Origin of the sequence: Noviherbaspirillum sp., assembly GCF_035254685.1 — a bacterium.
Classification (GTDB): Bacteria; Pseudomonadota; Gammaproteobacteria; order Burkholderiales; family Burkholderiaceae_D; genus Noviherbaspirillum.
In genome coordinates, this window is the sequence record NZ_DATFAI010000022.1 from 191,889 (window position 1) to 206,425 (window position 14,537).

15 protein-coding genes and 1 tRNA gene are annotated in these 14,537 nt (G+C 59.3%); 13 read left to right on the forward strand and 3 right to left on the reverse strand.

Features of this window, described 5'->3' with window-relative positions; genetic code table 11:
- Positions 1-50 precede the first annotated feature (50 nt).
- From VJ698_RS08855 to VJ698_RS08865, 3 genes are all read left to right on the forward strand, one after another.
- Positions 51-1,346, forward strand: a complete 1,296-nt coding sequence (locus tag VJ698_RS08855; RefSeq protein WP_324102376.1) for a replication-associated recombination protein A — start codon at positions 51-53, stop codon at positions 1,344-1,346.
- 76 nt (positions 1,347-1,422) lie between these two features.
- Positions 1,423-2,718, forward strand: coding sequence for a serine--tRNA ligase (serS, locus tag VJ698_RS08860; protein ID WP_324102377.1), 1,296 nt, complete (start codon positions 1,423-1,425; stop codon positions 2,716-2,718).
- 120 nt (positions 2,719-2,838) lie between these two features.
- Positions 2,839-2,929, forward strand: a tRNA-Ser gene (locus VJ698_RS08865).
- A gap of 47 nt (positions 2,930-2,976) precedes the next feature.
- Here VJ698_RS08865 and VJ698_RS08870 read toward each other — a convergent pair.
- Positions 2,977-3,471, reverse strand: coding sequence for a polyhydroxyalkanoate granule-associated phasin (locus VJ698_RS08870; RefSeq protein WP_324102378.1), 495 nt, complete (start codon positions 3,469-3,471; stop codon positions 2,977-2,979).
- 231 nt (positions 3,472-3,702) lie between these two features.
- Positions 3,703-3,867, reverse strand: coding sequence for a hypothetical protein (locus tag VJ698_RS08875; RefSeq protein ID WP_324102379.1), 165 nt, complete (start codon positions 3,865-3,867; stop codon positions 3,703-3,705).
- 370 nt (positions 3,868-4,237) lie between these two features.
- On the opposite strand from VJ698_RS08875, the gene VJ698_RS08880 reads away from it, so the two are divergent.
- The 10 genes from VJ698_RS08880 to VJ698_RS08925 all read left to right on the forward strand — a co-directional run bounded on the left by VJ698_RS08880 (position 4,238) and on the right by VJ698_RS08925 (position 13,955).
- Entirely contained in the window at positions 4,238-5,470 is a 1,233-nt protein-coding gene (locus VJ698_RS08880) for a DUF445 domain-containing protein (protein ID WP_324102380.1), read from the forward strand.
- A 166-nt stretch (positions 5,471-5,636) separates the two neighbouring features.
- Positions 5,637-6,689 carry a phosphate ABC transporter substrate-binding protein PstS gene (gene pstS / locus VJ698_RS08885; RefSeq protein WP_324102381.1) on the forward strand — a complete coding sequence of 351 codons (1,053 nt, stop codon included), beginning with the start codon at positions 5,637-5,639 and terminating at the stop codon, positions 6,687-6,689.
- A gap of 186 nt (positions 6,690-6,875) precedes the next feature.
- A complete protein-coding gene (gene pstC, locus VJ698_RS08890) occupies positions 6,876-7,835 on the forward strand; it encodes a phosphate ABC transporter permease subunit PstC (protein ID WP_324102609.1) in 960 nt (319 codons plus the stop codon).
- Positions 7,832-8,677, forward strand: a complete 846-nt coding sequence (gene pstA / locus VJ698_RS08895; protein WP_324102382.1) for a phosphate ABC transporter permease PstA — start codon at positions 7,832-7,834, stop codon at positions 8,675-8,677. Before pstC ends, pstA begins: the two co-directional genes overlap by 4 nt.
- Positions 8,678-8,684: 7 nt before the next feature.
- Positions 8,685-9,464 carry a phosphate ABC transporter ATP-binding protein PstB gene (gene pstB / locus VJ698_RS08900; protein ID WP_414691136.1) on the forward strand — a complete coding sequence of 260 codons (780 nt, stop codon included), beginning with the start codon at positions 8,685-8,687 and terminating at the stop codon, positions 9,462-9,464.
- Positions 9,465-9,500: 36 nt separating this feature from the next.
- Positions 9,501-10,208, forward strand: a complete 708-nt coding sequence (gene phoU, locus VJ698_RS08905; protein ID WP_324102384.1) for a phosphate signaling complex protein PhoU — start codon at positions 9,501-9,503, stop codon at positions 10,206-10,208.
- Between the two features lie 2 nt (positions 10,209-10,210).
- Positions 10,211-10,900, forward strand: a complete 690-nt coding sequence (locus tag VJ698_RS08910; protein ID WP_324102385.1) for a response regulator — start codon at positions 10,211-10,213, stop codon at positions 10,898-10,900.
- Between the two features lie 12 nt (positions 10,901-10,912).
- Positions 10,913-12,208 (forward strand): phosphate regulon sensor histidine kinase PhoR, encoded by a 1,296-nt coding sequence (gene phoR, locus VJ698_RS08915; protein ID WP_324102386.1) that lies wholly within the window; start codon positions 10,913-10,915, stop codon positions 12,206-12,208.
- A 150-nt stretch (positions 12,209-12,358) separates the two neighbouring features.
- The gene (locus tag VJ698_RS08920; RefSeq protein WP_324102387.1) at positions 12,359-12,892 is read left to right on the forward strand and encodes a hypothetical protein; all 534 of its coding nucleotides are present in this window, start codon (positions 12,359-12,361) and stop codon (positions 12,890-12,892) included.
- 151 nt (positions 12,893-13,043) lie between these two features.
- Complete coding sequence (locus VJ698_RS08925) at positions 13,044-13,955, forward strand: patatin-like phospholipase family protein (RefSeq protein ID WP_324102388.1); 912 nt, start codon at positions 13,044-13,046, stop codon at positions 13,953-13,955.
- Positions 13,956-13,985: 30 nt separating this feature from the next.
- Here VJ698_RS08925 and VJ698_RS08930 read toward each other — a convergent pair whose 3' ends face one another.
- Positions 13,986-14,534 (reverse strand): C40 family peptidase, encoded by a 549-nt coding sequence (locus tag VJ698_RS08930; protein WP_324102389.1) that lies wholly within the window; start codon positions 14,532-14,534, stop codon positions 13,986-13,988.
- Positions 14,535-14,537: the final 3 nt, after the last annotated feature.

The window sequence follows — 14,537 nt, forward strand, 5'->3', positions numbered from 1 at the left end:
GCGCAGACCCGCCCCAGCCAACAATAAGCGGGCGTGACCCGCGCTATGCAATGACCTCGATTCCCTTAGCCGAAAGGCTGCGTCCGCATTCGTTGGATGATGTCATCGGCCAGAAGCACCTGCTTGGGCCGGGAAAACCCTTGCGCGTCGCATTCGAATCCGGCGAACCGCATTCGATGATCCTGTGGGGTCCCCCAGGGGTCGGCAAGACGACGCTTGCGCGACTCATGGCCGACAGCTTCAATGCCGAGTTCATCGCCTTGTCGGCAGTCCTGTCCGGCGTAAAGGATATCCGCGAAGCGGTTGAACATGCGCAGGTGATCCGCGCCAACAGCGGCCGTCGCACCATTCTTTTCGTCGATGAAGTGCATCGCTTCAACAAGAGCCAGCAGGATGCCTTCCTACCGCACGTCGAGAGCGGATTGTTCACCTTCATCGGCGCAACCACGGAAAACCCCTCCTTCGAAGTCAATAGTGCCTTGCTGTCAAGAGCCGCGGTGTATGTGCTCAAGTCGTTGTCGGACGAGGACCTGGATGAACTGGTCGACCGTGCCTGCATCCAGGAGCTGGATGGGCTCGATTTCACGCCTGACGCCAAGGCGACGCTGATCGCCAGCGCCGACGGTGATGGGCGCAAGCTGCTGAACAATCTGGAGATCGTGGCGCGCGCGGCGGCGGCAAAGGGCATGCATGAAGTCGATGAAGCCCTGCTGTCCACCGCGCTCGCTGAAAACCTGCGCCGCTTCGACAAGGGCGGCGACGCGTTCTACGACCAGATCTCCGCATTGCACAAGTCGGTGCGCGGCTCCAATCCGGACGCGGCGCTGTACTGGTTCGTGCGCATGCTGGATGGCGGCGCCGACCCGCGCTATCTCGCACGCCGCATCGTCCGCATGGCCACCGAAGACATCGGCCTGGCCGACCCGCGCGCCCTGCGCATCGCGCTGGACGCCGCCGAAGTCTACGAGCGCCTCGGATCTCCCGAGGGCGAACTCGCGCTGGCGGAGGCCATCGTCTTCCTGTCCTGTGCCGCCAAGTCGAATGCCGTCTACAACGCCTACAATGCCGCGCGTGCCTTCGTCGCCAAGGACAAGTCGCGTCCCGTGCCGGAACACCTGCGCAATGCGCCGACCAAGCTGATGAAGGAGCTGGGTTACGGCAAGCTCTACCGTTATGCGCATGACGAACCGGATGCCTACGCTGCTGGGGAAACCTACCTGCCGGAAGGCATGAAGGAGCCAGGCTGGTACCAGCCGACGCCGCGCGGGCTGGAGGGCAAGATCGGCGAGAAACTGGCTTACCTGCGCTCGCTCGACCGTGAAGCCAGCAAGAGCGAGAAAAAGTAACATTGCGCAAAGTGGGGAAGAACCGAATCCCCCTTGATACAATGACGGTTTCGCATCCAACATTGCACCAATTTCCATGATCGATATTCAACTTCTCCGCAAAGACATCGACAGCATCGCGGCACGTCTCGCCACGCGCAAATTCCAGCTCGATGTTGCCGCCTTCAACGCACTGGAGGCAGAGCGCAAGCAGATCCAGACGCGCACCGAAGAACTGCAGGGCAAGCGCAACACGCTCTCCAAGCAGATCGGCATGCTGAAAGGCAAGGGCGAGGACACCTCGGCGGTGATGGCGGAAGTGGCCGGCATTGGCGACGAGCTGAAGGCTTCGGCCGAGCGTCTCGATGCCGTGCAGGCGAAGATGAGCGAATTCATGCTTTCCGTGCCCAACCTGCCGAACGAGTCCGTGCCGGTCGGGCAAGATGAAACGGGCAACGTCGAAGTGCGCAAGGTGGGTACGCCGCGCAACTTCGACTTCGAGATCAAGGACCATGTCGATATCGGCGAGAAGCTCGGGCTGGATTTCGACGTGGCCGCCAAGCTGACTGGCTCGCGTTTCGCCGCAATGAAGGGCGGAATGGCTCGCCTGCATCGCGCCATCGCGCAGTTCATGCTCGACACGCATACCGGCGAGCACGGCTATACCGAGTGCTACACGCCGTACATTGTCAACGCCGATTCTCTGCGTGGCACCGGTCAGCTGCCGAAATTCGAAGCCGACCTGTTCGCTGCGAAGAAGGGAGGCCAGGAAGGCGAGGGCGAGACGCTGTACCTGATTCCGACCTCCGAAGTACCGCTGACGAACATGGTGCGCGAGGAAATCGTTCCCGGCGATGCGTTGCCGATGAAGCTGACGGCCCATACGCCTTGCTTCCGATCTGAAGCGGGCAGCTATGGGCGTGACACGCGCGGCATGATCCGCCAGCACCAGTTCGACAAGGTCGAAATGGTGCAGATCGTGCATCCGGAGAAGTCGTACGAGGCGCTCGAAGAAATGGTCGGCCACGCCGAGAACATCCTGAAGAAGCTCGGCCTGCCGTATCGAGTGATCACGCTTTGCACCGGCGACATGGGCTTCGGCGCAGCCAAGACCTATGATCTGGAAGTCTGGCTGCCGGCACAAAACACCTATCGCGAGATCTCCTCGGTGTCCAATTGCGAAGCCTTCCAGGGGCGCCGCATGCAGGCGCGTTTCCGCAATGCGCAAGGCAAGCCGGAACTGGTGCACACCCTGAACGGCTCCGGCCTGGCGGTCGGCCGTACCCTGGTTGCCATTCTGGAGAATTACCAGCAGGCCGACGGCAGTGTGGATATTCCAGAGGCCTTGCAGCCGTACATGGGTGGCCTGAAGCGCCTCGTGCCGGCAACCTGAAGGACTGGCGTCCGGTTGCTTCACGGAATGCGATGTCGATGACAGGCTATTCCGTCCGCGGGCAACCTCTGATATACTTGCATGCTTTGCGGCGTGACCCGCCGCATAACGACCAGAAACGGAAAGGTGGCAGAGTGGTCGAATGCGCTGGACTCGAAATCCAGTATACGGTTATACCGTATCGAGGGTTCGAATCCCTCCCTTTCCGCCAGTGATCCTGGATGCCGAAGCCGCCTTGTGCGGCTTTTTTTCGGCTTCTTAGTCTCCCAAAAGACGCTTGGCGTTGCCTGTTACGCGTGTGTGGATCGGCTTCAGCCCGTGATGCGCCAGGCGCGCCAGCGCACTCGAAAGCTGAGACGCCATCGCCGACGACCCATCGATCGCGCCGCGCAGGAGATCCGCCTGGCCGCTGGCCGACAGCAGCGCGGCCGGACTTGCGATGAAGTTCATCAGGCCGGTGGTACTGTTCAGTAGCTGCCTAAATCCCAGCGTGCCGATCTGCGTGTAAATGATGATCGTGCGCGTGGCGACAGCCTGCGCCGATTCGACCACGGCTTCGAGCTTTTCCTGTCCCATCAACGTGAATTCGCGCCGGTCCCGCTCACTCGGAAGGGCACCTGCCGTCACAATGCGGCCGGCACGGTGATGGATGACCTGCGCCGAAGTGATCATCATCTCGCTGGTTTTCACCGCTAGCTGGGTCCAGACAATAAATGGATTGGGCGTTGCCCGGTGCGTTCTTTGTCGTTTCATAGGGATTCCCGGTGTTCTGAATGGGTGGTGGGGGTGTGAGCGTTGCGTCGGGACCGGCGGGCGTACGAAGGCGGTTCGCTCTCCTTAGCGGACGTGAGCCAGTTGGCAGAGCGGTGCAAACTTGACCCCCTTGCTGGTCGGTTGGAGTGCTTGACGCTATGTTAAGTTCGACGGGAAAGCGTGATGCCTGATGTGCCCGTCCCTGGAGGGCTGGGACGGCGGGCGCAACTTTCAGGTTTGCGCATCTTGCTTCCGATACGCCTCCAGAAACAGTGCGCCGCCAATGAAGTCGACGACGGAGATGGTGAAACTGTGCTTCGCGGACGTCAGTTGCGCTGCTTCCGTGTCTTTCCGCTCTGCCAGCGCGACGATACGCGCTGCGCCGCGCAGTCTCATGGCACGTTCCCTGAAGTGCGAGACGAAATGCCGGATCTCCTGCTTGAGACCGGTTGCCAGAACATGTCGCTGATCATGTCATCGCTGCCGCCACTTACTCCGTCTGCGTTCACCATGTCGAAACAAGTCTTGATATCGTCCCTGGCCAGCAAAGGAAAACAAGGAAGGAAACGAAGCCGCTGAGGCAGGAACTTCGTGTTCGCATGGGGCAATGACCAAGGCATGATTTTCCCCCCAACGATTCTGCCTACGGAACATGACGGGATGACGAAATGACATCTTTTCCGAGATGCCTGTTGTCATACGTGAACCAATTCCATGACAAAATGCTCGAACTGGATATCAGATCATCAGTGGAATCAGCCAATCAATGCACGAAAAAGAGCAGGCTGCTCAATTAAAGAAAACCCGTGGATTGGCCACCGGCTTGTTGGTGGCGATGGCGGTGCTTTTCGTTGTCGCGCGCTTGTTCCAGCCGCGGTTCCCTCATCTTTCATTTGTCTCGGCCTTTGCGGAGGCAGCGATGGTCGGTGGCCTGGCCGACTGGTTCGCGGTCACGGCCCTGTTCCGTTCGCCGCTCGGCTTGCCCATACCGCATACCGCGATCATTCCCAGGAACAAGGACCGGATTGGCGACAGCCTGTCCGATTTCCTCGAACATAATTTCATCACGCAGGAAATCATCCGCGAAGAATTGCGCAGGATTGATTTCGCCGGTGCTGCCGCGTCCTGGCTCGCACAACCGGAAAACAGCCGCGCGGTGTCACGGCAGATTGCCCGCAGCGTGCCGGCGATCCTGCGCGTGATCGAAGACGATGACGTGCGCCAGTTCATGCAGAATCGCCTTGCCGCGGCGCTGGAGAATACGAAGTTTGCACCCGTGGTCGCTGAAGTGTTGTCGGTACTGGTTGCCGGCCAGCACCACCAGGCTGTGTTCGATCGATTGGTGGCGATGGCTGCACGTGCGCTGGAGCAGAACAAGGATTACATCCGCTGGAAGATCCATGAAAACAGTCCGCGCTGGCTGCCCAAGGTGATCGATGACAAGTTTTATCACCGCCTGATCGAGGCCTTGCAAAGCACGCTGGACGAAATGCGCGATGAGGACAGTGAATGGCGTCTGCGCTTCCAGAACCTGACCGACGAGTTCATCGAGCAATTGCGCACTTCGCCCGAATACGAGGAAAAACTCGACGCAATACTGGGCGAAGTACTGGGGCATCCCCTCACGCGCAATTACATCGTGGAGGTGTGGCATGACATCAAGTCCCGCCTGGAAGCCGATATCGCCTCGCCCGACTCGCAGCTGATCACCAGGCTTGAGCGCGGGCTCCATTCCTTCGGGAACGAACTCCTGAATGACGCCGCGGTGCAAAAGAAGCTGAATCAGTGGATACGGATTTTTGCGACCGAAACGATTGTCGGACGCCGCGAAGTGATCGCCGACCTGGTCGCTCGCGTGATCCGGAAATGGGATGCCGACACCATGTCACGCAAGCTGGAGTTGCATGTCGGCAAAGACCTGCAGTACATCCGCATCAACGGCACCCTCGTTGGCGGCCTCGTCGGGCTCATCCTGCACGCAATTTCCCTTGCGCTATGACGCTCGTCGCCTAGACTGTTTCCATTGTAATAACAAGACAGGTGCCTTCGCTTGTCATGAGGCGTATGACATTTATGACGTTCCCGCCTGCGCATGTCATAAAGCCGTCACATTCCGCCGTTAAAGTTCGCACTGTCTAACTTTGACAACATTTCACGGAGCAGATATGCGACTGAACAAATTCTTCACGGCAGCGGCTGCTGCTGCCGGACTTGCCATCACGTTTTCTACCGCTTCGTCCGCTTTTGCCGCCGACATCACCGGCGCAGGCGCGACCTTTCCGTATCCGATCTATGCGAAATGGGCTGAAGAGTACAAGAAAGCCAGCGGCATCGGCCTGAATTACCAGTCCATCGGTTCCGGCGGCGGCATCAAGCAGATCAAGGCCAAGACCGTTGACTTCGGCGCTTCCGACATGCCGCTCAAGGCAGAAGACCTGCAGGCAGACAACCTGATGCAATTCCCCGCCATCATGGGTGGCGTGGTGCCGGTTGTGAACCTGGAGGGCATCGTACCCGGCCAGCTGAAACTGACCGGCCAGGTGCTGGCGGATATTTACCTCGGCAAAATCACCAAGTGGAACGCTCCGGAAATCGCTTCGCTCAATGCAGGCGTGAAGCTGCCGGCGCAGGACATCACCGTCGTGCATCGCGCAGATGGCTCGGGCACTTCGTTCCTGTTCACCGATTACCTGTCGAAGGCCAATCCCGACTTCAAGGCGAAGGTCGGCTCCGGCACCGCGGTGAAATGGCCGGCCGGTGTGGGTGGCAAGGGTAATGAAGGCGTAGCGGCCAACGTGCAGCGCATCAAAAATTCGATCGGTTATGTCGAATACGCCTACGCGAAGAAGAACAAGATGAGCCACACCCAGCTGAAGAACCATGACGGCCAGTTCGTGCAACCCGACGACGCTACCTTCAAGGCAGCGGCAGCGAACGCCGACTGGGCCAAGACTCCGGGCTTCGCCGTGATCCTGACCGACCAGTCGGGCAAGACCAGCTGGCCGATCACCGGCGCGTCCTTCATTCTGATGCACAAGACGCAGCCCGACGCGAACAAGGCCAAGGAAGTGCTGAAATTCTTTGATTGGGCCTATAAGAACGGCGGCACGATGGCGAACGAGCTTGATTACGTTGCCATGCCTGCACCCGTTGTGAAGCTGGTTGAAGATGCGTGGAAAGCCCAGTTGAAGGACAGCGCCGGCAAGGCGGTCTGGTAAGCGCGGAGCTTTCCTGAACAACCTTTCATGCATCGCGCATCGCGACCGCTCTCTACGGATGGCGGTCGCATGCTGTTGCAAGTGCCCGCAAGGGCAATTGAGTTTATGACTGCACATCTATCATCCACCGCGGCATCCAGGCCGGACGCAGCGCCCAAACGTATCGAGGGCAGCGAACATGGGGGCATGACCAGCAACATGGCGCGAACCATGCGCAAGCTGCGTTTTCAGGATTTCGTGTTCCACAAGCTCACGCTGTTCTTTGCGTTGAGCGTTCTGCTGGTGCTGGTCGGGATCATTGTGTCGCTCGTAATCGGTGCCTGGCCGGCGTTCAAAGAGTTCGGTCCGGGTTTTATCACGCGGATTGAATGGGATCCTCCCAATGATCAATTCGGTGCACTGATCGCCATCGTCGGTACGCTGGCCACATCCATTGTCGCGCTGCTGATCGCCTTTCCCATCAGTTTCGGCATCGCCCTCTTCCTCACCGAAATCTGCCCGTCGTCCCTGCGTCGTCCACTCGGCACGGCAGTGGAGCTGCTGGCCGGCGTGCCAAGCATTATTTACGGCATGTGGGGCCTGTTCGTTTTTGCGCCGCTGTTCGGCGACCATGTGCAGCCCCTGTTGAACGAAACGCTGGGGCAGCTGCCAGTAGTGGGCAAGCTGTTCAGCGGGCCGATGATGGGCATCGGCATCCTTACTGCCGGGCTGATCCTGTCGGTCATGATTATTCCATTCATCGCTTCCGTCATGCGCGACGTGTTCGAGGTAGTGCCGGCGGTGTTGAAGGAATCGGCCTACGGCCTCGGCTGCACCAGATGGGAAGTCGTGCGCAAGATTGTTCTGCCCTACACGCGCAACGGCGTGGTGGGCGGCGTCATGCTTGGCCTCGGACGCGCGCTGGGCGAGACGATGGCGGTCACCTTCGTGATCGGCAATGCGAACGCGCTGTCATGGTCGCTGTTCGCACCGGGCAACAGCATTGCATCCACGCTCGCCAATGAATTCGCCGAGGCTGAATCGACGCTGCACGTCTCGTCGCTGTTCGCGCTCGGCCTGATCCTGTTTGTCATTACCTTCATCGTGCTGTCCGCGGCAAAACTGATGTTGATGGGCATGTCCCGCAAGGAAGGAACCAAGACATGAATTCGGTTTACCGCAGGCGCCTGTGGGCGCACCGCATCGGCATTGCGCTCTCCGTGGCGGCGATGGCTGTCGGCCTGTTCTTCCTGATGTGGATCCTGGTGACGCTGCTGCTGAAGGGAATCGATGGGCTGAGCCTGTCCATGCTTACTGAGACCACGCCGGCACCGGGCAGCGAGGGCGGCGGGCTGATGAATGCCATCGTCGGCAGTCTGATGATGGTCGGCGCGGCAACGCTGGTCAGTACGCCGATCGGTATCCTGGCCGGCATTTATCTGGCCGAGTACGGCGAGGAAAGCTGGCTCGCACAGGTGACGCGCTTCGTTACCGACATCATGCTGTCGGCGCCTTCCATCGTGATCGGCCTGTTCGTGTATGCGATCTATGTCGCGAACGTCAAGCATTTCTCCGGCTGGGCCGGCACCTTCGCGATCTCGCTGATTGCAGTCCCCGTCGTGGTGCGCACCACCGACAACATGCTCAAGCTGGTGCCGAACAGCCTGCGCGAAGCAGCATTCTCGCTCGGCGCGCCACGCTGGAAAGTGGCGATGATGGTGCGGTTGCGCGCCGTCAAGGCCGGCGTCGTGACCGGCGTGCTGCTGGCGGTGGCGCGCATTTCCGGTGAAACCGCGCCGCTCCTGTTCACTGCGTTGAACAACCAGTTCTTCAGCGCCAACATGAATGCGCCCATGGCGAACCTGCCTGTCGTGATTTATCAGTTCGCCATGAGCCCCTACGACAACTGGCGCGCCCTCGCATGGGGCGGCGCCTTGTTGATTACTTTCAGCGTGCTCGGCCTCAATATCCTGTCGCGCACCCTGTTCAGCCAGAAAGCACCGCACTGACATGACGATGACATCGACAGCAATCGCAACGGAAAAGGCCACCCTTGAAATCGCCGACCTGAATTTCTTTTACGGAAATTTCCAGGGACTGAAGAACATCAACATGAAGATCTTTGAGCGCAAGGTCACGGCGTTCATCGGACCATCAGGCTGCGGAAAATCGACCTTGCTGCGGACCTTCAACCGCATGTTCGACCTGTATCCCGGCCAACGTGCCGACGGGAAGATCATGTACAGCGGCCGCAACATCCTCGAAGCAGGGCAGGACGTCAACCTGCTACGCGCCAAGATCGGCATGGTGTTCCAGAAGCCGACGCCGTTTCCAATGTCCGTCTACGACAACATCGCGTTCGGCATTCGCCTTTATGAAAATCTTTCCAGGGGCGAAATGGATGAACGTGTCGAAGCCGCGCTGCGCAAGGCGGCCCTGTGGGATGAGGTCAAGGACAAACTGAACAAGAGCGGCCTCAGCCTGTCGGGCGGCCAGCAGCAGCGCCTGTGCATCGCGCGCGGCATTGCGGTCAAGCCGGACGTGCTCCTGCTGGACGAACCGACCTCGGCGCTCGATCCGATCTCGACCGTCAAGATCGAGGAACTGATCCACGAACTGAAGCATGACTACACCATCGCCATTGTCACGCACAACATGCAGCAGGCGGCGCGCTGCTCCGATTACACGGCCTATATGTACCTGGGCGAACTGGTCGAATTTGGCGACACCGACCAGGTCTTCATGAACCCGGCGAAGAAGGCGACACAGGACTACATCACCGGTCGCTTCGGCTAGCCGGCACACGATAACTGATTCATCAAGGAGAACCTGATGCCAGGTGACCATTCTTCAAAACAGTACGATCTGGACCTCGAAGCGATCCGCTCGAAAGTGCTGCTCATGGGCGGGCTGGTCGAGAACCAGTTCAACGATGCCGTCGCCAGCTTCCGCACCGGGAACCTGGAGCAGGCGGAGCAGGTGATCAAGGCCGATGAAAACGTCAATCGGCTTGAAGTCACTCTCGACGACACCTGCAGCCACCTGATCGTGAAGCGCCAGCCCGCGGCAAACGACCTGCGCACCGTGATTGCCACGCTCAAGGTCATTACCGACCTGGAACGCATTGGCGACGAGGCGACCAAGATCGCACGCAGCGCGAAGAACCTGCACGAACGCGGCACCGTCGGCGTGCTCAACCATTACGAGTCGATCCGCGTGATGGCGGCCGGCACCGCAACCTTGCTGCATGACGCGCTCGACACCTTCGCCCGCCTCGACGACAAACAGGCAGCGCGCATCATCGCGCAGGACCAGGTGATCGATCATGAGTTCAGGTCCATCATCCGCACCATGATCACCTTCATGATGGAAGATCCGCGCACCATCTCCGCCGCGCTCGACGTACTTTGGGTGGCGAAGGCGATCGAGCGGATCGGCGACCACGCGAAAAACATCGCGGAATATGTGATATATGTCGTGGAGGGCAGGGACATTCGCCACACAGACTTTTTGCGTACAAAAAAGGATGACTCCACCTGAACATGGCTGTCGATAAAACAACAATTCTGATTGTCGAGGATGAGCCGGCGATTATCGAGCTGGTTACATTCACGCTGAGGGAGGCCGGCTGGAACACTTATGCCGTGCACAGCGCTTCGGAGGCCTGGGAGTTCATCCAGCGCCGCACGCCGCAACTGGTGCTGCTGGACTGGATGCTGCCGGACCAGAGCGGTCTGCGTCTGCTGTCACGTATTCGCGCCGAACGTCAGCACCAGCAACTGCCGGTGATCATGCTTACCGCCAAGAGCATGGAAGAAGACAAGATTGCCGGCCTTGACCAGGGGGCCGATGATTACATCACCAAGCCGTTCTCGCCGCGCGAGCTGACGTCGCGCATCAAGGCGCTCCTGCGGCGAAAGAGTCCCGAGCATGCGCAGAGCCTGATGACGGCGGGGCCGGTCACACTTGATCCCGTGAGTTGTACCGTCCAGCTGCACGGGCAGAAGATCGATATCGGGCATGCCGAATACAAGCTGCTGAAATTCTTCCTCGCGCATCCGGAACGCGTCTTCTCGCGCAGCCAGCTGCTCGACAAAGTGTGGGGCGATCATGTGCTGATCGAGGAACGCACGGTCGACGTGCATGTGCTGCGCCTGCGCAAGGCGCTCAAGGATGCGGAATCGCTGATCCGGACCGTGCGTAGTGTAGGCTACATGCTGTCTGAAAAATAAAATTGCCTGTTCATGAATCGACGCCTGTTATTCTGGATCCCGGTTGCCTTGCGGCTTCTGCTCGTCGTGGCCGGGGCCGGAATCGTCTGGTACTTCTTCGGTCCGGTTGTCGCTCTCGCGGCCATGCTGGGAGCGATGGTCGTGATGCTGGTGACCCAGCTACATTATCTCTATCAGCTCTCGGACTGGCTCGACAACCCGGGCAGCGCCAGGCTGCCGGACGGCTGGGGCGCGTGGACCGACATCTTCTCCCGCCTCTACAAGCTTCGCCGCGACGACGAAAAGAACCAGGCAGAACTGGCTGAATGGCTGGCCCGCTTCCGCCAGGCGATGAGTCTGCTACCTGACGGCGTCGTTATCATGGACGATGTCCTGTTCCTCGAATGGTGCAATCCTGCCGCCGAACGGCATCTCGGCCTGGAGCTGGCGCGCGACAAGGGCATGCGCGTGACAAACCTGATCCGCACGCCGTCCTTTATCGACTACGTAGTGCTCGGCCGCTATGAGCAGCCGCTGACCCTGAACCTGCGCGAGCGCAAGCTGATCGTGCAGATCATCCCCTTCGAAAGCCGACGGCAGATTCTCGTGACGCATGACGTTACGGATGCCGAGCGCGTCGACATGATGCGGCGCGACTTTATTGCCAACGCATCGCATGAATTACGCACGCCGCTCACCGTCATCAACGGCTTTCTGGAAATCGCCTATGCCCAGCCGAATCTCGAACTGCAGACACGCATGTCGCACCTGAAGCTGATGATCGAGCAGGGTCAGCGCATGCAAAACCTGGTCGAGGACATGTTGACCCTGACCCGGCTGGAATCGGTCGAACACCCGCTACGTCCGGAACGGGTCGATATCCGGACGCTGCTGGAGCAGATCCGGCAGGAAGCGCTGGCCTTGTCCGCCGGTCGGCACCAGGTCTCGCTTGAGATTGACGGACCGGATATCCGGGGCAGTGCAGACGAGTTGCGCAGCGCCTTCGGCAACCTGGCATCGAATGCAGTTCGGTACACGCCGGAACATGGCAGCATCGCGCTGACATGGAAGATGACCGAGGAAGGACCGCGCTTTACCGTCAAGGATACCGGCATCGGCATTCGCCTCGAGCACATTGCACGCCTGACGGAGCGCTTTTATCGTGTCGACAAGAGCCGCTCGCGCGAAACGCAAGGGACCGGACTCGGCCTCGCGATCGTCAAACATGTGCTGCTGCGCCATGATGCAGCGCTGGAAATCGAATCCGAGCCGGGTAAAGGAAGCACTTTTACCGTGAAGTTCCCAAAAAAGGCAGTCTTTGCGGAATGACATGGCTGAATGGATTTCTTGGGATAAACTGTGAGTATGGTAATCAGCTGCCGGAGCCCGATTCTCCGGCGGCGCACCAGGTTCATCACCATGACCTCAAACCCGGTATTGTCCCTCCGTACGATTCTGAAAACTCTCGTGGCCGGAATCATGTTTTCCCTCATCGCTGGTTGCTCAAGCCTCCTTCCGACAGCAAAACAGGAAACCCAGACGCCATGGCGCAGTTACGCGGACGCCCAGGCGGCATTCGACAAGGTTGTCATCGGAAAGACGACCGTCGTCGACCTCAAGGCGATGTCGATTGATCCGGATGTGACGCCGAACGTCGCCTACCTCAGCCACACCGATCTGCTGCGCCGGCTGTTCCCGATCTTTTCTTATGACCTCAATCTGCTCGACCCCGGCCTGAAGACGTGTGTGTCCTCGAAGGAGACATGCTATGCCTATGAGGTTGACCAGCTCACCCTCGACCGCAAGCGTTACGGCAATTTCTGGCTCGATTTCTTCAATTTCAAGCGCCAGATCGACATATCCGGCTGGCGCTTCAACGCGGTATTCGTCATCAAGGGTGATACGGTCGTATACAAGTTGTGGAACGGCAAGCCCAACGTACACCAGCGGGAGGAGGAAAGAAGCCCGCTCGGACCCTTCCAGGGATTTGGCCCGACCTTGCTGACAAGGTGAGGCAGGGAAGGTCGCCTGGAGCATTGCCCGGGAACATCAGTTAAAATACGATGTCTTCAGGCAATGTCCCGTCTTCCATTTTCCATTTTGGGGCACCCATTCACCGCCCCGTTCAATGTCTTCCCGCGCCAACGCGCGTTCCTGCCTATCCATGAAACGTTCATCCCTGCTTGTCCTGTTCTCCGCCATTCTGCTGTCCGCCTGTTCTACCGTCAGCACGCCGCCCGCAACACAAACTACGGCGCAACATGCCGCCCAGGCCAAAGCGTCACGCCAGATCAAGATCGGCCTGGCGCTGGGCGGCGGCGCGGCGCGTGGGTTTGCCCATATCGGCGTCATCAAGGAACTCGAAGCACAGGGGATCGTGCCGGACATTGTTGTCGGTACCAGCGCCGGCAGTCTGGTCGGTGCCCTGTATGCAGCGGGCAATAACGGATTTGCCTTGAACAAGATGGCGCTGGAGATGGACGAGGCAACCATTTCGGATTGGTCCGTGCCTTTCTTCAGCAAGGCGACCGGTGTGCTGAAGGGCGAGGCCTTGCAGAATTACGTCAACCGGGCAGTGAAGAATGTGCCGCTCGAAAAGCTCAAGATCCAGTTCGGTGCAGTTGCTACCGACCTGCATAACGGCCAGCCGATCCTGTTCCAGCGTGGCAATACCGGATTGGCAGTGCGGGCTTCATCGGCCGTTCCGAGCGTGTTCCAGCCGGTGACGATTGGCGGGCACTCCTATGTCGACGGTGGGCTGGTTTCGCCGGTTCCGGTGCGCTTTGCCCGGCAAATGGGCGCGGATTTCGTGATCGCAGTGAATATTTCCTCGCAACCGGATGCTCAGCCGTCGTCCAGTAATCTCGATGTCCTGCTGCAGACCTTTGCCATCATGGGGCAGAGCATCAACAGCTATGAATTGAAGGACGCGGATATCGTGATCCAGCCGCGGCTCGGCACGATGAAAGGAAATGATTTCCCCGCACGAAATACCGCAATCCTGGCAGGAGAGCAGGCCACAGCGGCGATGCTGCCGGAAATCAAGCGCAAGCTGAACGCCATGCGCGAACAATAAAAGAAGGGGAATTTTCCGGGCCGGAAAAGCTTATTCCGGCTCGTTGATGCGTCGTGCGCCGTTGAACCGCTTTTTCCAGTAGCTCAGGTCCATGCTTTCAATGCGAACCTGGCCGCCGGGAGAAGGCGAATGGATGAATTTGTTGTCACCCAGATAAATGCCGACATGGGAAAAAGCATGTCGCAGGGTGTTGTAGAAGACGAGGTCGCCCGGCTGCAGGTTCCTGGTATCGACCTTCTCGCCCACCCGGCTCATTTCTTCCGACGTCCGCGGCAGATCTGCTCCCCACGCATCCTTAAACACATAGCGGACCAGTCCGCTGCAATCCAGGCCGTTTTCCGGTGCGGTTCCACCGTACTTGTAACGAATGCCGATCATGCCCATTGCGCGGATGACCAGCTCCGATGCATGCGAGGTGGCGCGCGCGGTCAAGTCATGCAACCTGCTGAATGCCGTCACCTGCTCCGGGGCCGCAGGCTGCTCATCGGCGAACGCTACCCCCGCGAGGCAAAGGCTGATCCCGACGACGCAAACGCGGGCGCGGAGGCGGAGCCATCGACCTTGGAAAAATGTTGCCATCGA

Coding starts and splice junctions, on each gene's coding strand:
- VJ698_RS08920 (WP_324102387.1), top strand. CDS start 12,359: ATGTTTTCCCTCATCGCTGGTTGCTCAAGCCTCCTTCCGACAGCAAAA.
- VJ698_RS08855 (WP_324102376.1), top strand. CDS start 51: ATGACCTCGATTCCCTTAGCCGAAAGGCTGCGTCCGCATTCGTTGGAT.
- VJ698_RS08870 (WP_324102378.1), bottom strand. CDS start 3,471: ATGAAACGACAAAGAACGCACCGGGCAACGCCCAATCCATTTATTGTC.
- VJ698_RS08880 (WP_324102380.1), top strand. CDS start 4,238: ATGCACGAAAAAGAGCAGGCTGCTCAATTAAAGAAAACCCGTGGATTG.
- VJ698_RS08930 (WP_324102389.1), bottom strand. CDS start 14,534: ATGGCAACATTTTTCCAAGGTCGATGGCTCCGCCTCCGCGCCCGCGTT.
- pstS (WP_324102381.1), top strand. CDS start 5,637: ATGCGACTGAACAAATTCTTCACGGCAGCGGCTGCTGCTGCCGGACTT.
- serS (WP_324102377.1), top strand. CDS start 1,423: ATGATCGATATTCAACTTCTCCGCAAAGACATCGACAGCATCGCGGCA.
- VJ698_RS08925 (WP_324102388.1), top strand. CDS start 13,044: ATGAAACGTTCATCCCTGCTTGTCCTGTTCTCCGCCATTCTGCTGTCC.
- phoR (WP_324102386.1), top strand. CDS start 10,913: ATGAATCGACGCCTGTTATTCTGGATCCCGGTTGCCTTGCGGCTTCTG.
- pstA (WP_324102382.1), top strand. CDS start 7,832: ATGAATTCGGTTTACCGCAGGCGCCTGTGGGCGCACCGCATCGGCATT.
- pstC (WP_324102609.1), top strand. CDS start 6,876: ATGACCAGCAACATGGCGCGAACCATGCGCAAGCTGCGTTTTCAGGAT.
- VJ698_RS08875 (WP_324102379.1), bottom strand. CDS start 3,867: ATGAGACTGCGCGGCGCAGCGCGTATCGTCGCGCTGGCAGAGCGGAAA.
- phoU (WP_324102384.1), top strand. CDS start 9,501: ATGCCAGGTGACCATTCTTCAAAACAGTACGATCTGGACCTCGAAGCG.
- pstB (WP_414691136.1), top strand. CDS start 8,685: ATGACATCGACAGCAATCGCAACGGAAAAGGCCACCCTTGAAATCGCC.
- VJ698_RS08910 (WP_324102385.1), top strand. CDS start 10,211: ATGGCTGTCGATAAAACAACAATTCTGATTGTCGAGGATGAGCCGGCG.